Below are 20,177 nucleotides of genomic sequence, written 5' to 3' on the forward strand. Positions count from 1 at the left end.
CTTGATTTCTGGCCTGATTTGCAAGCCGGGTCTGCCGTGCACATCACCCCCAATCAATAAATCCCGGACAGCAGTGGGCGTACGCCGGGACCTCGATATCACGGGCTCCGACCCTGTACCGTCGAGGTCCTGACTTTCGTCAGGATGACGTGAGGTAGTTGTGAGACGTGGGGGATAAGCCACCAATCGCTGACCGTCGCGCCCGTCATCCTCACCAGCTCCGACCGCTTCGCGGCCACCTCTTCCATCAAGGAAGAGGAAGGCGATAATCGAGGCCGGTCAGATCAAACACCCTCCTCTTCCTTGATGGAAGAGGTGCGCCGGACGTAGTCCGGGGCGGAGCTGGTGACGGCCTCGCGATTGCGTTTGCGGTGCTCCGTGCACGCCTGAAAGACGAACCCTCATTATCCCGGGCGGACGCCCCTACCCCAAGGCCTCCGTCACAAACAACCGCACCTTCAACCCACCATGATCGACATGGGGTCCCGGTGGCCCAAACGGCAGGCGCGTCGCCTTGGCGAGAGAGACCTCCGTCGTGACAAGCCCGACCCGCCAGCCGGCAAAGCGCGTCATCAATGTCTTGCCAAGGCCGCGATAGAGGCCTTGCAGGGCGGTCTTATTACCGATGCGGGTGCCATAGGGCGGGTTGATCATCACCAGGCCGGGCTTGCAATCGGGGGCCTCGAGCTCGGAGACGGGGCATTGCTGAAACTGGGTCAGATGCGCGACGCCGGCGCGTTCGGCATTGTCGCGGGCGACGCGGATGGCGCCAGCATCGCGGTCGGAGCCGTAAAAACGCAGATCGGTTGTCCGCAGCGAACGGGGTGCTCGCATCGCGTCCCAGGCTTTCGCGTCGAAACCGACCAGCTGCTCGAAGGCGAAGTCGCGGGCGCGGCCGGGCGCCAGGCCGGCCGCGATTTCAGCGGCTTCGATGATGAAAGTACCTGAACCGCACATCGGGTCGAGCACGGGCTCGCTGCCGTCATAGCCGCACTGGCGCAGGAAGAGCGCGGCGAGGGTTTCGCGTATCGGCGCCTTGGCGACGGCCTGTTTATAGCCGCGCTTGTGCAAGAGCTCGCCGGAGCTATCGATGCTGAGCGTGCACAGATTATCCTCGAGCCGGGCCCTCACCTGCACGGCAGCGTCGCTGGCGATCGTGGCACCGAGCTCCTCGCGGATCGCGGTCTCGATGCGCTGGGCAGCGGCGCCGGCATGATAGATTTTCGAGCGCTTCGAGCTGGCATCGACGCGCACCGGCACGTCGGCGCGCAAGATCTCGCCCCAGGGAAAACGGCGCGCCAGCTTGTCGAGCTGGGACAGGTGCACGGCGTGGAAGGATCCGATGCGGGCGAGGACACGGCTGGCACCGCGGATCTCCAGATTGGCGCGCCAGACGTCCGGCCAGCCGCCCTTGATCGTGGCGCCGCCAGATTCGGCGATCGGGTCAGAAAATCCCTTCTCCACCAGTTCGGCGCACAACATGGCTTCAAGGCCGGGTGCCGTGACGAGAAAGATATCGAAGGGGGTCGGCTGGGTCATGGCCCAGACTTATCCGAGAATGCATCGCGGATCGACGGCGCTGTGCTGTGCCAAGCCATTGGGGCGGATCCGCACATGACCAAATCGTTAATTTGACGCAAGACCCGCAAACGGGCTCTATTCCCCCGACTTTGCCTGCGTGTGATTCAGCGGGCGCTATTGGGGAAGCCATCACAATGACCTTGAAAGCATGGATGCCAGCAACGGCGCTAGCCGCCGTCTTTGCGCTGGCGGCGTGTAGCGGCGAAACCGGACCTTCCGGCGGCGATACACAATCGGCCAGCAGCGAGAGCGGTGATGTCGTCCGCTACAGCCTTGATCCCTATCCCTCGACCTATGTGCCCCGCGAGAGCGGCGTCACCCTGATCCAGAACGCCACCGTGTTTGACGGGATTGGCGGCCGGATCGAGGATGGCGATGTTTTGGTCGAGAATGGCCGCATCAGCGCAGTCGGAACCGGTCTGGAAGTGCCCGACGGCGCCACCGTGATCGATGCCGCCGGCCGTTATGTCACGCCGGGCATCATCGATATTCACTCACATCTCGGCGATTATCCCTCGCCGGGCGTCAATGCCCATAATGATGGTAATGAGGCCACCTCGCCCGTGACCGCTGAAGTCTGGGCCGAGCACTCGGTCTGGCCACAGGATGTCGGTTTTGAAGCCGCCCTCGCCGGCGGTGTGACAACGCTCAATATCCTGCCCGGTTCGGCCAATCTGTTCGGCGGACGCGGCATCACCCTGCGTAACGTCCCGTCACGGACCGTCCAGGGCATGAAATTTCCTGACGCGCCCTACACACTGAAAATGGCCTGCGGCGAAAATCCGTCGCGCGTCTATGGCGGGCGCGGCCAGTCACCGGCCACCGATATGGGCAATATGGCCGGCTATCGCGCTGCCTGGCAGAGCGCGGTGGAGTACCGCACCAGCTGGAATGATTACTGGGAAAGTGCCGAGGCCGGTGAAGACGCCTCACCGCCGAGCCGCAATCTTGAACTCGACACGCTGATGGGTGTGCTCGACGGCGAGATTCTCGTCCAGATGCATTGCTATCGCGCCGACCAGATGGCGCAGATCATCGATTTGTCGCACGAGTTCGACTATCAGGTCACAACCTTCCACCACGCCGTGGAGGCCTATAAAATCCCCGATCTGCTGGCGGAAAACGGCACCTGTGCCGCGGTCTGGGCCGATTGGGGCGGGTTCAAGATGGAAGCCTATGATTCCATCCGCGAAAACCTCCCAATGGTGCATGCAGGCGGGGCCTGCGCCATGATCCATTCCGATAGTGATATGGGCATTCAGCGTCTCAACCAGGAAGTCGCCAAGGCCCTGGCCGATGGCCGCCGCGCCGGAATTGATATCTCCGACGCAGAAGCCTGGCGCTGGCTGACCTCCAATCCGGCCACCGCGCTGGGTATTGCCGATCAAACCGGCTCGCTTGAGGTCGGCAAACGCGCCGACATCGTGCTGTGGTCAGCCGACCCGTTCAGCACCTATGCACGCGCCGACCGCGTCTGGATCGACGGTGCCCTGAGCTATGACCGCCGCGATGAGGACGTCCAGCCCGTCCGCGACTTCATGCTCGGCCAACCCGGTGAGGGAGATCAATAATGCAACGCTTTATCTCTGCTATTGCACTGAGCATGGCCCTGGCTGCGCCAGGTCTCGCCCAGTCCTATGCCGTCACCAATGGCCGCGTCGTCACCAATACCGACAGCGGAATCATTGAGGACGGAACGGTTCTTGTCCGCGACGGCTCGATCGTCGCCGTGGGCGGCAATGTCACCATCCCGGTCGGCACCACGGTGATCGATGCCAATGGCGGCTGGATCACGCCGGGCATTTTCGCTCCGGTCACCCAGCTGGGCCTGATCGAGGTCGCGCTGGAAGGCTCGACCAATGATACCAGCGCGGATGAATCGCCCTATTCGGTTGCCCTCGACGTGGCCGACAGCTTCAATCCGGCCGGGATGCATATCGATTCCAACCGGCTCGGTGGCATCACGCGGGCGGCCCTCTATCCGGGAACGGGCTGGAATATCTTTGCCGGCCAGGGCGGTTTGATCGATACCAGCGGATCCCATACCTCGCTGTTCGAAACCGGGAGTTTCGTCGTCGCCGATCTCAGCCAGTCCGGCGCCTCGACGGCGGGCGGCTCGCGCTCGGCGGCCTGGACCTACCTGGACGCCGCCTTCGCCGATGCCCGGGGCTATCCCGGCCGGTTCAGTGGTGATCATCAGGGCGATGCCCTCAATCGCTATGATGCGGCAGCCCTGGTGCCGGTGGTGCGCGGACGCGTACCGCTGGTGATGGAACTCGATCGTGCGGCCGATATCCGCCGCGCGCTGCGTTTCAGGACCGAACATGCGCCGATGCAGCTGGTGATCGCCGGCGGCGCCGAAGCCTGGATGGTGGCCGACGAACTGGCTGCGGCCGGCGTGCCGGTGCTGATCGACCCGATCCGCAATCTGCCAAGCTCCTTCGACGCACTCGGATCAACCCTGGCCGGCGCCCAGCGCCTGCAGGAGGCCGGCGTCACGGTGGCCTACACCACGCAATCGGCGGACGGGTATTTCAACGCCCGCCTTCTGACCCAGCATGCCGGCAATGCCGTCGCACACGGCGTGCCGTGGGATGCGGCCTTCCGGGCGATCACGCTGACCCCGGCGGAAATCTATGGCGTCGGGGATCGCTTCGGCGCCCTCGCGGCCGGCTATACCGGTGATGTCGTGGTCTGGGATGGCGATCCACTCGAAGTGATGAGCGCGCCGGTGGCGATTCTGATCAATGGGGAGCCCACCGCGATGACATCGCGTGAAACCCAGCTGCGCGACCGTTACATCAATATCACTGATGAGACGCCTTTCGCCTATCGTCGTTGATGAAATACCGCCTGTACGTTGACAGAACGCACAGGAAACGTATTTTGCCCCTGCATTCGTGGCCGCGCCCTTTCGGCGCGGCCACGTCATTTTTGCTTCCAGCTATTGCTGCTTCAGATTTTAAAGGACGCCATGACGTTCGAAGACCTCGGGTTAAGCCCGAAACTGCTCACCGCAATCACCGCGGCCGGCTATACAGAACCCACACCGATCCAGGCCGGCGCCATCAAGCCAGCATTGACCGGGCGCGACGTGTTGGGCATCGCCCAGACCGGCACCGGCAAGACAGCGGCCTTTGTGCTGCCCCTGATCGAACTGCTTTCGCGCGGCCGGGCCAAGGCCCGCATGCCCCGCTCGCTGATTATTGCACCGACCCGTGAACTTGCAGCGCAATGCGCCGAGAATTTCGAAGCCTATGCCAAGGGGCAGCGGCTCTCTATGGCCCTGCTGATCGGCGGCGTCGCCTTCGGACCCCAACAAGCCATTCTCGATCGCGGTGCCGACGTGCTGATCGCCACCCCGGGCCGGCTGCTCGACCATTTCGGCCGCGGCAAGCTGCTGCTCAATGGCGTGCAGATCCTCGTCGTCGATGAAGCCGACCGCATGCTGGACATGGGCTTCATTCCCGATCTCGAGAAGATTTTCTCCCTGACGCCGCCGCGCCGCCAGACCCTGTTCTTCTCGGCCACCATGCCGAACGAGATCAAGAGCCTGATCGACCGTTTCCTCAATGATCCGATCCGTGTCGAAGTTGGCCGTCCCGCTACGGCCGGCGCCAATATTGAACAATATATGGTGCGCGTTCGCGATGCCCAGCCCAAGACCAAGCGGGCCGCGCTGCGCGATGCGATGACCCGGACCGGCGTCAAGAACGGCATTATTTTCTGCAATCGCAAGCGTGATGTCGATACGGTGGCGCGCGAACTGACCAAGTTCGGAATCCCCGCCTCGCCCATCCATGGCGATCTCGATCAATCGGTTCGCACCGCAACGCTGGCCGGATTCAAGGATGACAGCATCCGCTTTCTCGTCGCCAGTGATGTCGCCGCACGCGGGCTCGACATTCCTGATGTCAGCCATGTCTTCAATTATGACATGCCGCACAATGCCGATGATTATGTCCACCGCATCGGCCGCACCGGACGCGCTGGCAAGGCGGGTACCTCGATCACCATCATGGCACCGGGCGATGAGAAAAATCTCGACGCCATCCTCAAGCTGATCCGTCAGGATATCCCTGACCTTCCGCTCGAAGGCGCAGCCCCGTCAGCCGCCGCGACGCCTGCACCGGCCCCGGCCGCTGATACCGCCGCGCCCGCCGAGCCGGCGCAAGCCAGTGAAGAGTCCACCACGCAGCGCACGCCACGCGGCCGCCGTTCGACGCGCAAACCTCGCGAGCCAAAGGCGCAGGCCGCTCCTGCGGCAGCCGAACCGGCAGCGGTAGCTGCACCAGCCAATCCGGCCGCACCCGTGGCACCCGCGACCCCGGCGCCCGCCGCGGCGCAACCCGCACCGGTCACGCCAGAACCCCGCACCCCACCTCGCGCGGCCCAGCCGGACGAGACCCGCAATAGCCGTTCACGCGAACGCAAATCCGGCTCTCGCCGCGGCCAGGGCGACGGCCCGGACCGCGATGTCCTCGGCTTTGGCGAACACGTGCCGGGATTCATGCAAACCGGACGCTGACCAAAGGCGAGAGCGGATCGGGAGAATGCCTGTGGCTTCACCCGATCCAGAATACTCATACCATATGAGCAATTTTTACCTCTTCTTTTCCTTTCCCGGTTAGCTTGCTTGAAAGGTCACCGACGCCATCGGGGGCCTCGGCAGGGAAGGGTTTCTCGTGAACGGACGTTTATTGGGTAAGGACGGCAAGGAGTTCGCGCAAAAAGCGCTGGACCTTATGGAGCAGTTTGATGTTCCGCCGACCCCTGAAAATTACGCCGTCTGGGTCAGTTTCGCCAGCGACACCAATCCCGAACTCTGCGAATCTGTTCGCAGTCACATCCAGTCGACATCCACCTTCACCCCTGAAGTCAGTTCGGACCTGTTCGACCAGTATTTCCAGTGGCATGCCATCCAGAACGCGATTCTGGAAAGCGGCGGCATCATGAGCGAAGAGCTCGGCAATGTCCGCGAAACCCTGCGCGCCGCCGAAGCCGACACCCTTGCCTATGGCGAAACCCTGGCCGGTGCGACATCACAGCTCGACGGCGCTGCCACAGACCCGGGCATCAAGAAGCTCGTTGAATCCCTGGTCAGCGCGACCGCGAAAATGCAGCGACGCAGCCATGACCTCGAAAGCAAATTGCAGGCGACTTCCAAGGAAGTCACCAAATTGCGCGATAATCTCGAGCGCGTCCGCGAAGAGGCCATGACCGATGCCCTCACCGGCATCGCCAATCGCAAACGCTTTGACGAGAGCCTGCGCAAGGCCCGACGCGAATCGGATACCCAGGGCACGCCCCTGAGCCTGGTCCTTTGCGACATCGACTTCTTCAAACGTTTCAATGACACCTGGGGCCATCAGACCGGCGACCAGATCATCCGTTTCGTCGCAGGCTGTCTGACCCGGCACGCGCCGGAAAGCCATGTCGTCGCGCGCTATGGCGGCGAGGAATTCGGCATCGTCATGCCGGGAGCGACACCGCAGGAAGCCTATGCGATCGCCGAAAAGATTCGCAGCACGGTCGAATCAAAGAAATTGCTGCGCAAATCGACCAATGAGGATCTCGGCAATATCACCATCTCGATGGGCATTGCGAGTTTCGAAACCGGCGAATCAATCGAGACGCTGATCGAACGCGCCGACACCCATCTCTATCGCTCGAAAACCGAGGGTCGCAACCGCACGACCACGGATGGCGCCGAAAACCAGCTTGGACGCAGCGCCGCCTGAACCAGAACGGACCCAGATCTAAACTGACAACGCCGCCCCCTTCCGGGCGGCGTTGTCGTATCGGCCTGCCATGTGCGCATCAATCCGCAGGCGGCGCCGTTTCGACAAAGCTCGCACGCCCGGACCAGTCGCGGTGCAGGCTCACAAGGCCTGGATGCCGCTGGCGCCAATTGCTTTCCGGGTAGCGGAAATCAAGGTAATCGAGCGCCACAGCAATCGTCAGCGCACCGAGGCTGACCGGACTGGGCAGCGCACCCGTCTCGGTCTCAAGCTCATCGAGCGCCCGCAAAATCCCGCGCTCGCGGCGCGTAATCCAGAAATCACAGAACAGGCCGGATTCACGGACCATCTCAACCCGGCGGGCCACGGTCAGATCGAGCAGGCCATGGCCCAGGGCCTCAAGCCGGCGGTCATCCCAGTCGCAGAGCCAGGGATTGGCGGCCCGCGCATTGAGCCAGGCGGCGATCAGGGCGCTCTCGGTCAGCGCGCGGCCATCCTCCATCACCAGGCAGGGCACGCGCCCGAGCGGGTTGGCGCGCAGCAGGACATCGTCATCCTCGAAGGGATTGGCGGCCGTCTCGCCGATCTCCGGCTCCAGACCCAGTTCGCGCACCAGAATGCGGCATTTGCGGGCATAGGGCGAGGTGGGCGAATAGATCAGCTGGAGCATGGTCAGTTCTCGCGCACAGGCACAATCGTGACGCTCTCGCCGCAGCCGCAGGCATCGGTCTGATTGGGGTTGCGGAAGACGAATTTGGAGTGCAGGGGCGTCGTCTCATAGTCCAGCTCGGTGCCGAGCAGAAAGAGCAAAGCCTTGGATTCGAGCACGATTTCGACGCCCTTGTCCTCGACACGCTCATCGAGTGGCTCGGCTTCGTCGACATAGTCCATCACATATTCCATGCCGGCACAGCCGCCATTCTTGACGCCAACGCGCAAGAAACCGGCACCGCGCTGCGCCATGATGTATTTGACCTGGGCGGCGGCAGCCTCGGACAGGCTGACGGCTTTGGGGCGTTCGCGTCGTGTCATCTTGAAGGCTCCGTCGGTCAAAACATGTTCAGGGAAAGCCGGGCCTCATCGGACATGCGGTCCGGGGTCCAGGGCGGATCGAAGGTCAGTTCGACCTCGGCCTTGTTGACGCCTTCAACACGCGCCACGGCATCATGCACCCAGCCCGGCATTTCACCGGCCACGGGACAGCCCGGTGCGGTCAGCGACATCACCACTTTCAGGGTGCGGTCATCTTCCAGATCGACCTTGTAGATCAGGCCAAGCTCATAGATATCGACCGGAATTTCCGGATCATAGACGGTCTTGAGCTGGACGATGATTTCATCGGTTATCCGGGCCAGTTCCTCGGCCGGAATCGGCTCGGGCTTTGGCGCATCGGCATCGACCGGTGCGGCATCGACCGCTTCGGGCTGCGTCATGGCGGGCGATCCGGAAAGATCAATCACGTCTCGTGTTGTGCTATCGGTCATGGTCGTACCTAGATGAGAAAGTCACGGGCCTTTTTCAATGCGTCGACGAACGCATCGGCCTCTTCAATTGTATTATAGATGGCGAAACTGGCGCGCGCCGTGGCGCTGACACCCATATGGCGCATCAGCGGCTGGGCGCAATGATGCCCGGCACGCACGGCGATGCCATACTTGTCGAGGATCTGGGCGATATCATGGGGGTGGGCCCCCTCCATCGCAAAGCTGATGATGGCGCCCTTGTCCTGGGCCGTGCCGATCATGCGCACACCTTCGATGGCGGCCATACCTGTGACAGCGCGGTCCATCAGGGCGCGTTCATGCTCCATGATCGCTGTGCGGTCATGGCGTTCGAGCCAGCGGATCGCGGCGCCCAGCCCGATCGCATCGGCGATGGGCGGCGTGCCGGCTTCGAATTTGTGCGGCGGGTCGGCGAAGGTCAGCCGGTCCTCATAGACATCGGCAATCATCTCGCCGCCGCCCATGAAAGGCGGCAGGCGATCGAGCCAGTCGCCCTTCGCGTAGAGCACACCAATGCCGGATGGCCCGTAGAGCTTGTGGCCGGTGAAGACGAAGAAATCGCAGCCCAGCGCCTGCATGTCGACCGGGATATGGACCGCCGATTGCGAGCCATCGAACAGGACGGGCACGCCGGCAGAGCGGGCGATTTCCATGATGCGCTCGGCGTTGTTGATGGTGCCGAGGACATTGGACATATGGCTGATGGCGATCAGTTTCGTGCGGCCATTAACCATGTCTGCCAGCTGTGGATAATCGAGCTCGCCGGCCGCATTCACATCGGCCCATTTCAGGGTCAAGCCTTTGGCATCAGACAACATTCTCCACGGAACGATATTGGAGTGATGCTCCATCCGGCTGATGATGATCTCATCGCCGGCGACCAGGCCCTGGCCGAAAGAGTGGGCGACCAGATTGATCGCCTCGGTCGACCCGCGGGTAAACACGATCTCTTCGCTGCGGGCGGCATTGATGAAGCGGCGCACATCATCGCGCGCCAGTTCAAACGCCTCGGTCGATTCATTGGCGAGTGTGTGCAGGCCGCGATGCACATTGGCGTAATAGGCCCGATACACACCGGCGACGCTTTCAATGACGAATTCCGGTTTCTGGGCCGAGGCCGCATTATCGAGATAGACCAGCGGCTTGCCATTGATCTCGCGCTGCAGGATCGGGAATTCATTACGGATCGCCGGGATGTTGAGCGGCGCTGTCAAGGTTTTCGGCTGAGCGGTCATGAGATCGCCCTCAACCGGTCGCGCAGCCGTGCCCGCAATTGCTCGCGCAGCGCTTCATCGCTGATGAAATCCAGCGGTTCGGCGAGATAGCTCTCAATCAACAGGGCCCGCGCCTGAACCAGCGGTATGCCGCGCTGGCGCATGTAGAAGAGCGCCGTCTCGTCGAGGGCGCCAATCGCATTGCCGTGGGCGCACTGGACATTATCGGCATAGATTTCCAGCTCGGGCTTGGCATCGATCTCGGCGCGGTCATCGAGCATCAGAGCGCGATGGGTCATTTTCGCATCGGTGAGCTGGGCGGCACGATCGACCTTGAACTTGCCCTGGAAGACACCGCGCGCATGCGCTGTGACGGCGCCCTTCACCAGCTGGTGGGTAATACCGCCCGGGCCGGTATGGTGGACCGAGCTCGTATAATCATTATGGCGGCCCTCATCGAGCAGGTAGACGCCGTGCAGATGCGCCTCGCTATGCTCGCCGGCGTGACGGACATGCGTCTCATTGCGCACCAGCTTGCCGCCAAAGGAAAAGGCAATCTGGGTGAGATGCGCATTCACCGCCAGATCAATGCTCGAGGACGCGACCAATACGCCCGCCTCCGCCTCGTCCTGGATGCAGATGCGCTCAAGCCGTGCGCCATCCTCGATCCGGATGTCGAGATGGATATGGCCCAGAGAGCCAGCCTCGGCGCTATAGCGTTCGACCAGGGTCACGGAGCGGCCAGACTTCACGACGATGCCAATCGCGGCCGCACTGACGCCAGCGCTGGCCGACACGCCCAGCTCGACGGTTTCGCCATCAGCGGGCTCCAGCACGCCGCTTGCGGCGCCGGTCACGGTGATGGTGCCGGCCGCTGTGATCTCGGCGGCGGCGCGGCGCAAATCCGACCATTTCCACATCTCGTGGCGACGCGTCGGCAGGCCCTGCGTGCGGGTCGCCTCGCGCAATTGCGCCAGCCAGCCGGTCGCACCGTCGAGGGCGTCGATCAGGGCGGTTTCAGCCGCAACAGGTTTGATCACGCCCATGGTCAGGCCGCCTCGCCGATATATTTGTCATACCCTTCGGCTTCCAGCTCGTGGGCGAGCTCGGGACCACCGGATTTGACGATACGGCCCGCGGCCAGGATGTGGACGACATCGGGTTTGATGTAGTCCAGCAGGCGCTGGTAATGGGTGATGACCAGCATGCCCCGGTCCGGCGCACGCAGCGTATTCACCCCGTCGGCGACGACTTTGAGCGCATCGATGTCGAGCCCGCTATCGGTCTCGTCGAGAATGAGGAATTTGGGCTCCAGGATCAGGGCCTGCAGGATTTCCAGACGCTTCTTCTCACCGCCGGAAAAGCCGACATTGACCGGGCGTTTAAGCATGTCCATCGAGATGGAGAGCTGCTTCGCCTTCTCCCGTGCCAGCTTCATGAAGTCCGGCGCCGAAATTTCCGCTTCGCCGCGCGACACGCGCTGGGCATTGAGCGCTTCCTTCAGGAAGATCAGGGTCGGCACGCCGGGGATCTCGACGGGATACTGGAAGGACAGGTAGAGCCCGCGCGCGGCGCGTTCCTCCGGCGCCATTTCGCCGATCTCCTCGCCATTGAAATTGATCGCGCCCTCGGTGACCTCATAGCCATCGCGGCCGGTGACGGCGTAGGAGAGCGTCGATTTGCCCGAACCGTTCGGCCCCATGATCGCATGCACTTCGCCGGCGGGAACCTCGAGGCTGATCCCGTTGAGAATGAATTTCTCCGCCCCATCCTGAGCTTCAACTTTGCAGTGCAGGTTGTTGATTTTAAGCATTTTAATTCTCCTCATCGGTCCCATTCGGCGTCGGGCCCGAAAATGCGAACGCGGTCACAATTGTGATAAAAAGACTCGCCAGACCAAAGGTCAGGCCGGTTGGCCATTCCCGGCCAGCATCCTGGATGGTCTCGCCAACAAGCATTGGCAGGGCGGTGAAACAAAACAATATCAGTGCCGCCATGATCACGCTGAGAACCCAGCCCTCGCGGGTCGCTGGCCGCAAAGTGATGACGAAGCCGGAAGGCCGGGAATATCCCGGCATGCGGACCCCGACCAGGTTGAATCGGACGGTACGGTGAAACCATGGCTTCATTCGACACCCCCTACTCCCAATCCCGCGCTTCGCAGGCTGCGACGACCGCTGCTGCGTTCAGGCGCATGGCGGCCACCCCGCTCTGGTCGAGCAGACGGCAATCGCGGGCGGCATAGTCGATCAGCATTTCATAGACGGTGCCCAACCCGTCGGCGGTCAGACGGCTGGCCGTTTCATAGGAGGTTGCCGCATCGCCGCGCGAATGGGTGATCATCAGACCATTGCGCAACTCAAACCCGTCGACGTCGAAGCCCGACACCTCGCCGGCGCGATGGAACAAGCCTTCATCATCTTGCTGCCAGAGCGACCAGAGCGTGTTCACATTGCCGGTCATCAACGGGATGAAGAGCTCTTCGCGATCATCGCTATTGATGTCGCGCAAGGCCGGGCTGGCCACAGAATCCTCAATTGCGATCGGGCCGAAGCTTTGCACTTCCTGGCCCTCCAGCGTGTTGAGCTTGACCATCAGGCGCGTGCCGCGCGCGCTCGGCGCGTATTCGAAGAAAATGAGGTGGTCCTCGCCGAGCAGAAGGGCGCAATCGGTAGAGCCACTGCCCGCCTCCAGCTCGTCACACCAGGGCTGGCCTTCATCATGGACGAAGTCGGCCTGTTCGAAATCCTGGGTGCAGGCCGCGCCGCCAAGCAGGACAGAGCAGCCAAGCGCCAACATCATGCGGTTTTTCAGGCTCATCCCACACTCCCCTCAAGGCTGACCGCGAGGAGTTTTTGCGCCTCGACGGCAAATTCCATCGGCAATTGCTGCAACACATCGCGCACGAAACCATTGACCAGAAGCGCGGTGGCCTGCTCCTCGGAGAGGCCGCGCTGGCGGGCGTAGAAGAGCTGGTCTTCCGACAGGCGCGTCGTCGTCGCCTCGTGTTCGAGAATGGCTTTCGGCGTCTTGCATTCGATATAGGGCACGGTGTGGGCACCGCAGGTATCGCCGATCAGCAGGCTGTCACACTGGGTGAAATTGCGCGCGCCTTCCGCCTTGGCATGCACCGACACCAGGCCGCGATAGGTCTGGTCGGATTTGCCCGCCGAAATGCCCTTGGAAATAATGCGGCTGGTCGAGCCCTTGCCGAGATGGATCATCTTGGTGCCGGTATCGGCCTGTTGATGACCATTGGTGACGGCGATGGAATAGAACTCGCCGCGCGAGTTTTCGCCGCGCAGGACGCAGGACGGGTATTTCCAGGTGATCGCCGAGCCGGTTTCGACCTGTGTCCAGGAAATCTTGGAATTCTTGCCGCGGCAATCACCGCGCTTGGTGACGAAATTATACACACCGCCCTTGCCGTCAGCATCGCCGGGCCACCAGTTCTGGACGGTCGAATACTTGATCTCGGCATCGTCGAGCGCGACCAGTTCAACCACGGCCGCGTGGAGCTGGTTCTCGTCGCGCATCGGCGCCGTGCAGCCTTCCAGATAGGAGACGTAGGAGCCCTTGTCGGCGATGATCAAAGTGCGCTCGAACTGGCCGGTACCCTCGGCATTCATGCGGAAATAGGTCGAGAGCTCCATCGGGCAACGCACGCCCGGCGGCACATAAACGAAACTTCCGTCGGAGAAGACCGCCGAATTGAGCGTCGCGAAGAAATTGTCGGAGGCCGGGACCACCGTGCCGAGATATTTCTTCACCAGTTCGGGATGATCGCGCAGGGCTTCGGAGATCGGGCAGAAGATCACGCCGGCCTTGGCCAGTTCCGCCTTGAAAGTGGTGACGACGGAGACACTGTCGAACACGGCATCGACGGCGACCTTGTTTTCCGATCCCTTGACGCCGAGCAGGACCTCCTGCTCGCGCAGGGGAATGCCCAGCTTGGCGAAATCGGCGAGGATTTCCTCGGGCACATCATCAATCGACTCGTATTTCACGCCGCCCTTGGCGCCGGCATAATAGCGGACATTCTGGTAATCGATTTCCGGAAAACGGACATTGGCCCATTCCGGATTCTTCATTTCCTGCCAGCGCTCATAGGCCGCAAGACGCCAGTCGAGCATCCATTGCGGCTCGTCCTTGGAGGCGGAAATATAGCGGATGATGTCCGTATTCAGGCCCTTCGGCGCGATGTCCTGTTCGACATCGGTCGTGAAGCCATACTTGTACTTGCCGGATTCCAGCTCGCGGACATCGTCGATGGTTTGTTTGATCGCTGCCATTTTACCTACCGCCTTCAGGCGTTCACTGCTGTTTTCGGGGCGATACGGGTGTGCGCAGCCGTCCAGGCGCGCGCAAACGCATCGATATCGGATTCAGTCGAGGTCCAGCCGAAGCTGATCCGGATCAGGCCTTCGGACGCATCGCTGTCCAGGCCGAGCGCCAGGCCCGACTTGGAGCCGCGCGTGCGGCCGGACGAACAGGCCGAACCGGCACTGATCGAGATATTCGCCAGGTCCATCGCCATCACTTGCGTCTCGCCCTTCCAGGACGGGTGGGCAATGGACAAGGTATTGGGCAGACGCGGCGCGCCCTCACCGAGGACCTTGATCTCCGGGGCGGCTGCCTTCAGTCGGGCCTCCAGGGTGTCGCGCCAATCGGCCAGGGATGCGAATTGATCCAGATCGGCGATCGAAAGCTCCAGCGCCCGGCCCAGACCGGTAATGCCGGCGACATTAAGCGTGCCGCCACGGCGGCCCTTCTCCTGCCCGCCGCCATGATGATGGCGCGACAGCGGGGCATTGCAGGACGCGACCAGCGCGCCGATGCCTTGCGGCCCGCCAAATTTATGCGCCGAGATCGCCATGTAATCGGCACCGAGCGCCGCGAAATCGACAGCAATCTTGCCGACAGCCTGGATCGCATCGACAATCATCAGACCGCCATGCTCGTGGATCATGGCCGCAGCCGCCGCGACCGGCTGGATGGTGCCGATCTCGTTATTGGCCAGCATCAAGGCCAGCACCGGACGGCCGTCCTGCTCGATGTCCCAGCTTGCCAGACGCGTTTCCAGCCAGGCCAGGTCCGCGAGCCCGGCCGGTGTCACCGGCAAGGTCTCGACTGGCAGGCAGGAGGCCCGCGCTGTGGCGGCGATGGCTTCATGTTCCAGCGCCGAAACGATCAGCCGCCTGGCACCGCCGGCATCAATGGCGGAATGCAGCGCCAGATTGGTCGCCTCGGTGCCGCCGGATGTGAAGATCACATCCTCGGCCCGCGCGCAAAGCAGCCGGCCAACGACACGGCGCACATCTTCAACGGCGCGCGCGGCCTGCTGGCCATCGCGGTGCACCGAGGACGGATTGGCCGTATGCGCCATCGCTTCGGCCATCGCCGCAATCACCTGCGGCCGGATCGTCGTGCTGGCATTATGATCGAGATAGAGGCGCATGATGCTATTGGGCCGCTTCTTGACTGAGATCCAGCTCGGGCGCGCGATCGAGCCGTCCGAGTGCGCCGCTGGCCGAGCCGAGCAAACGCCGCTCGGTCACGTCTGCCAGCGTCACCGAACTGAGAAAGAGGAAAATATGCCGGCCCAGCTCGTCCCACAAATCATGGGTGACGCAGCGGCGGCCATCGGCCAGACAACCCTTGGCATTGGAGCAGCGCGTCGCGCGCAGCGGCTCATCAACCGCTGTGATGATGTCAGAGATGCGGATTTCACCGGCTTCGCGGCTCAAACGATACCCCCCGCCCGGCCCGCGCACGCTGGACACGACCTCGGCCCGGCGCAGTTTGGCAAACAATTGTTCGAGATAGGACAGGGAGATGGATTGGCGCGAGGCAATCTCCGCCAGGGTCACCGGACCGCCACCGCTCGCGGCTGCAAGGTCGGCCATCGCCATGACGGCGTAACGCCCCTTGGTGCTCAGCTTCATGCGTTTGCCTCCTTAAACACTCGCATCTCGCACGCCGATCATGCTAAGACCCGGCCCTTCGGAGGGACGCGCGCTCATTGGTGAGCATGCGAGTCCAATATCCGAGTAGGTTAGTCAAGTATATGGCCCCGGTTTCGCGCCGTTACAAGGCGCGTTTTGCCGCATGGTCACGCGAAAATCAGTGGTACCACCCAGGAAGGCGAGACTGAATGCCTGACGTAATCATTCCCGGCCCGGCCGGCCGGCTGGAAGGGCGTTACAGCCCGAGCGAAGACCCGACGGCGCCAGTCGCGCTGATTCTCCACGCCCATCCGCTCGGCGGCGGGCATATGGAAAACCCGCTGGTGGAGATGATGTATGATTCATTCCGCAAGCGGAATTTCGCGACCCTGCGCTTCAATTTCCGCGGCGTCGGCCGCAGCCAGGGCAGCTATGACCAGGGTCTGGGCGAATTGTCCGACGCGGCCACCGTGCTCGACTGGGTGCAGGGCTATAACGCGACGGCGCGCTATTGCTGGGTTGCGGGCCATTCCTTCGGCGCCTGGGTCGGCATGCAGCTTTTGATGCGGCGTCCGGAAATTGCCGGCTTCGTCTCCGTCGCCCCACCGACCAATATGTATGATTTCACCTTCCTGGCGCCCTGCCCGGCTTCCGGCATCATCGTCCATGGCGGTGCCGACAAGATCGTGCCGGCCGATGATGTCGAGCGGGTGATGTCGAAAGTGCGCGTGCAAAAAGGGATCGAGATCAAACGCGATATCATCCCCGACGCCAACCACCTCTTCACCGAACACCTGCCCGAGCTTGAGCGCCGGATGAACACCTATCTCGACGAGCGCATCCCGCTGGTCGAGAAAGAGCGCTCCGAACGCCAGATCACCGGCAAGCGCTGAGGCGCGTTTTTCGGACAGATCGAAGAATTGACGAAACCGCCAGCCTCCGGGCCGGCGGTTTTTTCATGGGCCGGTTCACAACCGGGGATGAGCAATGAGTCCACCGCAAGTGGGCCGTGACACTCCCGTAGTCGAAGGGATGCTGGTCGGCAGACCAGCAGCAACACGTGCGGCAAGCCAGGCGAAGGCCTCCGCCTCGAGTAAATCGCCGCGCCAGCCGACGCGTTCAACCGCTTCGGGACGCACCCCCATCGCCTCGCCCATCATCCGCATCAACACAGGGTTATGCCGCCCGCCACCGGTCGCGAGGATCCGCCCAGGCTGGCCCAGCTGGTCGATCGCCGCTGCGACCGTGCGGGCTGTAAACGCGGTCAGGGTCGCAGCGCCATCGGCGTCACCGAGATGCTGGACCGGGTCGAGCGAGAAGTCCCAGCGGTCGAGCGATTTGGGTGGGGGTTTGGCGAAAAACGGGTGTTTCATCAACACCTTCAACGCCGCCGGATCAATCTTGCCACGGGCCGCCAATTCACCATTGCTGTCATGACTGGTCCCGAGCCGCTGCCGGCACCAGGCATCAATCAAGCCATTGGCCGGGCCGGTATCGAAGGCAACAGGGTCCGCATCCGGTGCCAGCCAGGTGACATTGGCGACACCGCCAAGATTGACCACAGCCAAAGGCAATTCCAGCTGGTCCTGCGCCGCCAGCGCGGCGTGATAGAGCGGCGCCAGCGGCGCGCCCTGGCCCCCGCCGGCGATATCATCACTGCGAAAATCATAAACGACATCAATGCCGGTCTCGGCCGCCAGTGCCTCGCCATTGCCGATCTGCCGGGTCTTGCCCTTGCGCCGGCCCACCGGCGCCCGGTGCAGAACGGTCTGCCCATGAAAGCCGATGAGGGCAATATCGCGTGCTGTCAGGCCTGACGCACGGATCACGGCCGCGACCAGCTTGGCATGGCTCGTGGTCAGGACGGCCTCGGCGGCGGTAAAATCCGGTTCCTCACCCTCGAAATTCCAGACCAGGGCCGCATCCACCGCAGCCTGAAGAATCGCGCGCTCGGGCTCGGTATAAGCGTACATTTCCCCGACGCCGAATTCCGCAATCCGTTCGCCATCGGTCCGGATCAGGGCCGCGTCAACGCCGTCCAGGGAGGTGCCGCTCATCAATCCGATCACGTATTTCATGCGCGGCCCCTCTTTTCTCGCATCCAATGTCGACCTAGAAGCCCATGTAGCAGGAGAGACGTCATGAGCGAATACAAATCCGATCTGGTCAACACGCTGGTCGATCGCGGCTACCACTTCCAGTCCACCAATCTCGACGGCCTTGATGAGGCCGCGATGAAGGGGATTGTGACCGGCTATATCGGTTTCGACGCGACCGGTGCGAGCCTGCATGTCGGATCCCTGGTGCAGATCATGATGTTGCGCCGTATGCAACAGGCCGGCCATAAACCCATTATCCTGATGGGTGGCGGCACGACGAAGATCGGCGACCCGTCCGGCAAGGACAAGACGCGCTCCATGCTGACCCAGGAGCAGATCCAAGCCAACAAAACCTCAATCCTGACCGCCTTCGATGCGCTGGTCAAAATCGGTGATGGTCCGACCGATGCGATCGTCGTCGACAATGATGAGTGGCTGTCGCAATACGGCTATATCGATTTCCTGCGTCTGTTCGGGCCGCATTTCACGATCAACCGCATGCTGACTTTTGATTCAGTCAAGCTGCGACTGGAACGCGAACAGCCGCTGACCTTCCTGGAATTCAACTACATGCTGCTGCAGGCCGTGGATTTCCTCGAACTCCTGCGCCGCCATAGCTGCACGCTGCAGCTGGGCGGTGCCGATCAGTGGGGCAATATCATCAATGGCGTCGAGCTGTGCCGCCGCGTCGATCAGGCAGAAGTGTTCGGCTTCACCACCGAGCTCATCACGACATCTTCGGGCACCAAGATGGGCAAGACCGCCGAAGGCGCGGTCTGGCTCAATGCCGATCAGCTGAGTGCCTATGAGTATTGGCAATTCTGGCGCAATACCGAGGATGCCGATGTCGGCAAATTCCTGCGCCTGTTCACCGATGTCCCGATGGCCGAGATCGCGGTGCTCGAAGCACTCGAAGGCGCCGACATCAATACCGCGAAAATCCGCCTTGCCAATGAGGCGACCAGCCTGATGCACGGTGCCGCCGCGGCCCGCGAGGCCGAGCAGACCGCGCAACAGACCTTCGCCCAGGGCGGGGCCGGGGCCGGCCTGCCGACGATTGAATTTGCGGGTCTGGAGGGCGGCGAGGTTTCGCTGGTGAGCCTGTTCGTCGAGGCCGGCCTGGCCGCTTCGAACGGCGAAGTCCGCCGCCATATCAAGGCCGGCGCAGCCAAGGTGAATGACGAGACGGTTGCGGACCCGATGGCGATGGCGCGTGCTGACATGGTGCAGGACGGGGCCATAAAGCTGTCGATCGGCAAGAAGCGCCACGCTCTCGCCAAGCCGGTCCCCGGCTAGCCCGGATCCGGTTCGGCCTGCGGGACGGCTTCGGCCTCTGGCCCGGTCTCTGGCCCGGCCTCAGGTTCCGGTTCAGGCTCTGACGCCGCCTCCCGCGCCGGTATAAATTCGCGCAACACGCTATCGGGCAAAATGTCGGGGAGCGCCCCGCCCTGCGCCTCCTCCCGTTCGCGTGCCGCCCGAGCCGCGGCACTCCCCTCGAAGATCCGCCGCAGAAATCCGGGCGCCAGGGCCGAAAGCGGATTGGCGAACACGGTCAGGCTGTCGAACGGGCCTTCGACGGAATACACAATACCGATAATCCCCTCGCCCGGCCTCGAGACCAGCATGTCGCCGATCAGCGGCAATTCCCCCAGGAAGGAATTGAGCACGTAGGAGGGGGCGAGATTGCCGTCGATCGCCGCGCTCTTATTGGCGAAATCCACCGTGCCGCTCGCGGTGACGCCCAACGCGCTACCCCGCGCCCGCGCCTCGCCAATCGTCAACAAGCCGTCTTCGAACATCACGCTGGCATCGATGGCATCAAATTCAATTCCCTCGCCATTGAGCAGCGCCGAGAGGCCCTCAAAGGAGCCCGCCGCGAGGATGCGCGCCAGGATCGGCACCTGCACGAGAGTCAAATCCCGGATTTCCACCCGCGCCGTCAGCGGGCCGTCCGTGCCCAGGGGGGGAGCCTCGCCGAGCACTGAGACCCGGCCATCGCGGGCATAGCCTTCGACTCCCAGCAATGCGGCAATCCGCCCGACCGATTGCGCCTCAAGGCGCAGCTCGCGCACACCGCCATCCTCGGCGGCACCGA

Annotated in this window: 20 protein-coding genes; 6 read left to right on the forward strand and 14 right to left on the reverse strand. The window is 62.7% G+C overall.

What is annotated here, in order from left to right:
- Positions 1-423 precede the first annotated feature (423 nt).
- Positions 424-1,539, reverse strand: a complete 1,116-nt coding sequence (locus tag ACN0YJ_RS13780; protein WP_417496540.1) for a THUMP domain-containing class I SAM-dependent RNA methyltransferase — start codon at positions 1,537-1,539, stop codon at positions 424-426.
- Positions 1,540-1,715: 176 nt separating this feature from the next.
- On the opposite strand from ACN0YJ_RS13780, the gene ACN0YJ_RS13785 reads away from it, so the two are divergent.
- The 4 genes from ACN0YJ_RS13785 (at position 1,716) to ACN0YJ_RS13800 (ending at position 7,322) form a co-directional block, all read left to right on the forward strand.
- Complete coding sequence (locus ACN0YJ_RS13785; protein ID WP_417475903.1) at positions 1,716-3,152, forward strand: amidohydrolase; 1,437 nt, start codon at positions 1,716-1,718, stop codon at positions 3,150-3,152.
- Positions 3,152-4,423 carry an amidohydrolase family protein gene (locus ACN0YJ_RS13790; RefSeq protein ID WP_417496541.1) on the forward strand — a complete coding sequence of 424 codons (1,272 nt, stop codon included), beginning with the start codon at positions 3,152-3,154 and terminating at the stop codon, positions 4,421-4,423. The genes ACN0YJ_RS13785 and ACN0YJ_RS13790 overlap by 1 nt, the downstream gene beginning before the upstream one ends.
- A 132-nt stretch (positions 4,424-4,555) precedes the next feature.
- Positions 4,556-6,109, forward strand: coding sequence for a DEAD/DEAH box helicase (locus ACN0YJ_RS13795; protein WP_417475899.1), 1,554 nt, complete (start codon positions 4,556-4,558; stop codon positions 6,107-6,109).
- Positions 6,110-6,266: 157 nt separating this feature from the next.
- Entirely contained in the window at positions 6,267-7,322 is a 1,056-nt protein-coding gene (locus tag ACN0YJ_RS13800) for a diguanylate cyclase (RefSeq protein WP_417496542.1), read from the forward strand.
- Between the two features lie 79 nt (positions 7,323-7,401).
- Here ACN0YJ_RS13800 and ACN0YJ_RS13805 read toward each other — a convergent pair whose 3' ends face one another.
- Genes ACN0YJ_RS13805 through ACN0YJ_RS13855 form a run of 11 tightly spaced genes read right to left on the reverse strand, consistent with a single transcriptional unit; the run spans position 7,402 to position 15,983 of the window.
- Positions 7,402-7,992, reverse strand: coding sequence for a glutathione S-transferase N-terminal domain-containing protein (locus tag ACN0YJ_RS13805; protein ID WP_417496543.1), 591 nt, complete (start codon positions 7,990-7,992; stop codon positions 7,402-7,404).
- Positions 7,993-7,994: 2 nt separating this feature from the next.
- On the reverse strand, positions 7,995-8,354 hold the full coding sequence (locus tag ACN0YJ_RS13810) for a HesB/IscA family protein (protein ID WP_417496544.1): 360 nt from the start codon (positions 8,352-8,354) through the stop codon (positions 7,995-7,997).
- Between the two features lie 17 nt (positions 8,355-8,371).
- Entirely contained in the window at positions 8,372-8,755 is a 384-nt protein-coding gene (locus tag ACN0YJ_RS13815; protein WP_417496552.1) for an SUF system Fe-S cluster assembly protein, read from the reverse strand.
- A 59-nt stretch (positions 8,756-8,814) separates the two neighbouring features.
- Positions 8,815-10,059: a cysteine desulfurase gene (locus tag ACN0YJ_RS13820; protein ID WP_417496545.1), complete on the reverse strand. Its 1,245-nt coding sequence runs from the start codon at positions 10,057-10,059 to the stop codon at positions 8,815-8,817.
- Positions 10,056-11,084, reverse strand: a complete 1,029-nt coding sequence (gene sufD / locus ACN0YJ_RS13825) for a Fe-S cluster assembly protein SufD (RefSeq protein ID WP_417496546.1) — start codon at positions 11,082-11,084, stop codon at positions 10,056-10,058. The genes ACN0YJ_RS13820 and sufD overlap by 4 nt, the downstream gene beginning before the upstream one ends.
- A gap of 2 nt (positions 11,085-11,086) precedes the next feature.
- Positions 11,087-11,851, reverse strand: a complete 765-nt coding sequence (sufC, locus tag ACN0YJ_RS13830; RefSeq protein WP_417496547.1) for a Fe-S cluster assembly ATPase SufC — start codon at positions 11,849-11,851, stop codon at positions 11,087-11,089.
- A 1-nt stretch (position 11,852) separates the two neighbouring features.
- Positions 11,853-12,167: a hypothetical protein gene (locus ACN0YJ_RS13835; RefSeq protein WP_417489812.1), complete on the reverse strand. Its 315-nt coding sequence runs from the start codon at positions 12,165-12,167 to the stop codon at positions 11,853-11,855.
- 10 nt (positions 12,168-12,177) lie between these two features.
- Positions 12,178-12,858 (reverse strand): hypothetical protein, encoded by a 681-nt coding sequence (locus ACN0YJ_RS13840; protein ID WP_417496548.1) that lies wholly within the window; start codon positions 12,856-12,858, stop codon positions 12,178-12,180.
- Positions 12,855-14,330 (reverse strand): Fe-S cluster assembly protein SufB, encoded by a 1,476-nt coding sequence (sufB, locus tag ACN0YJ_RS13845; protein WP_417475884.1) that lies wholly within the window; start codon positions 14,328-14,330, stop codon positions 12,855-12,857. The genes ACN0YJ_RS13840 and sufB overlap by 4 nt, the downstream gene beginning before the upstream one ends.
- 14 nt (positions 14,331-14,344) lie before the next feature.
- Positions 14,345-15,496 carry a cysteine desulfurase family protein gene (locus ACN0YJ_RS13850; protein ID WP_417489814.1) on the reverse strand — a complete coding sequence of 384 codons (1,152 nt, stop codon included), beginning with the start codon at positions 15,494-15,496 and terminating at the stop codon, positions 14,345-14,347.
- 4 nt (positions 15,497-15,500) lie between these two features.
- Positions 15,501-15,983, reverse strand: a complete 483-nt coding sequence (locus tag ACN0YJ_RS13855; protein ID WP_417475880.1) for an Rrf2 family transcriptional regulator — start codon at positions 15,981-15,983, stop codon at positions 15,501-15,503.
- Between the two features lie 209 nt (positions 15,984-16,192).
- Here ACN0YJ_RS13855 and ACN0YJ_RS13860 point away from each other — a divergent pair, with 209 nt between their 5' ends.
- Positions 16,193-16,876, forward strand: a complete 684-nt coding sequence (locus tag ACN0YJ_RS13860) for an alpha/beta hydrolase (protein WP_091770868.1) — start codon at positions 16,193-16,195, stop codon at positions 16,874-16,876.
- Positions 16,877-16,951: 75 nt separating this feature from the next.
- Here ACN0YJ_RS13860 and ACN0YJ_RS13865 read toward each other — a convergent pair whose 3' ends face one another.
- Positions 16,952-18,061: an anhydro-N-acetylmuramic acid kinase gene (locus tag ACN0YJ_RS13865; protein ID WP_417496549.1), complete on the reverse strand. Its 1,110-nt coding sequence runs from the start codon at positions 18,059-18,061 to the stop codon at positions 16,952-16,954.
- 63 nt (positions 18,062-18,124) lie between these two features.
- On the opposite strand from ACN0YJ_RS13865, the gene tyrS reads away from it, so the two are divergent.
- Complete coding sequence (tyrS, locus tag ACN0YJ_RS13870) at positions 18,125-19,378, forward strand: tyrosine--tRNA ligase (protein ID WP_417496550.1); 1,254 nt, start codon at positions 18,125-18,127, stop codon at positions 19,376-19,378.
- Here the strand turns inward: tyrS and ACN0YJ_RS13875 are convergent.
- The coding region (locus ACN0YJ_RS13875; protein WP_417496551.1) for an AsmA-like C-terminal region-containing protein at positions 19,375-20,177 on the reverse strand (803 nt) is incomplete at its 5' end. The two genes, tyrS and ACN0YJ_RS13875, sit on opposite strands and share 4 nt — an antisense overlap.

The sequence above is a fragment of the Maricaulis sp. genome, assembly GCF_048270095.1.
Taxonomy (GTDB): domain Bacteria; phylum Pseudomonadota; class Alphaproteobacteria; order Caulobacterales; family Maricaulaceae; genus Maricaulis.

Excerpts from the sequence above, each read along its gene's own strand:
- ACN0YJ_RS13850 (WP_417489814.1), bottom strand. The coding sequence starts at position 15,496 with ATGCGCCTCTATCTCGATCATAATGCCAGCACGACGATCCGGCCGCAG.
- ACN0YJ_RS13820 (WP_417496545.1), bottom strand. The coding sequence starts at position 10,059 with ATGACCGCTCAGCCGAAAACCTTGACAGCGCCGCTCAACATCCCGGCG.
- ACN0YJ_RS13835 (WP_417489812.1), bottom strand. The coding sequence starts at position 12,167 with ATGAAGCCATGGTTTCACCGTACCGTCCGATTCAACCTGGTCGGGGTC.
- ACN0YJ_RS13780 (WP_417496540.1), bottom strand. The coding sequence starts at position 1,539 with ATGACCCAGCCGACCCCCTTCGATATCTTTCTCGTCACGGCACCCGGC.
- ACN0YJ_RS13785 (WP_417475903.1), top strand. The coding sequence starts at position 1,716 with ATGACCTTGAAAGCATGGATGCCAGCAACGGCGCTAGCCGCCGTCTTT.
- ACN0YJ_RS13815 (WP_417496552.1), bottom strand. The coding sequence starts at position 8,755 with ATGACGCAGCCCGAAGCGGTCGATGCCGCACCGGTCGATGCCGATGCG.
- ACN0YJ_RS13790 (WP_417496541.1), top strand. The coding sequence starts at position 3,152 with ATGCAACGCTTTATCTCTGCTATTGCACTGAGCATGGCCCTGGCTGCG.
- ACN0YJ_RS13795 (WP_417475899.1), top strand. The coding sequence starts at position 4,556 with ATGACGTTCGAAGACCTCGGGTTAAGCCCGAAACTGCTCACCGCAATC.
- ACN0YJ_RS13860 (WP_091770868.1), top strand. The coding sequence starts at position 16,193 with ATGCCTGACGTAATCATTCCCGGCCCGGCCGGCCGGCTGGAAGGGCGT.
- ACN0YJ_RS13865 (WP_417496549.1), bottom strand. The coding sequence starts at position 18,061 with ATGAAATACGTGATCGGATTGATGAGCGGCACCTCCCTGGACGGCGTT.
- sufD (WP_417496546.1), bottom strand. The coding sequence starts at position 11,084 with ATGGGCGTGATCAAACCTGTTGCGGCTGAAACCGCCCTGATCGACGCC.
- ACN0YJ_RS13805 (WP_417496543.1), bottom strand. The coding sequence starts at position 7,992 with ATGCTCCAGCTGATCTATTCGCCCACCTCGCCCTATGCCCGCAAATGC.
- sufB (WP_417475884.1), bottom strand. The coding sequence starts at position 14,330 with ATGGCAGCGATCAAACAAACCATCGACGATGTCCGCGAGCTGGAATCC.
- ACN0YJ_RS13855 (WP_417475880.1), bottom strand. The coding sequence starts at position 15,983 with ATGAAGCTGAGCACCAAGGGGCGTTACGCCGTCATGGCGATGGCCGAC.
- tyrS (WP_417496550.1), top strand. The coding sequence starts at position 18,125 with ATGAGCGAATACAAATCCGATCTGGTCAACACGCTGGTCGATCGCGGC.
- ACN0YJ_RS13840 (WP_417496548.1), bottom strand. The coding sequence starts at position 12,858 with ATGAGCCTGAAAAACCGCATGATGTTGGCGCTTGGCTGCTCTGTCCTG.
- ACN0YJ_RS13810 (WP_417496544.1), bottom strand. The coding sequence starts at position 8,354 with ATGACACGACGCGAACGCCCCAAAGCCGTCAGCCTGTCCGAGGCTGCC.
- sufC (WP_417496547.1), bottom strand. The coding sequence starts at position 11,851 with ATGCTTAAAATCAACAACCTGCACTGCAAAGTTGAAGCTCAGGATGGG.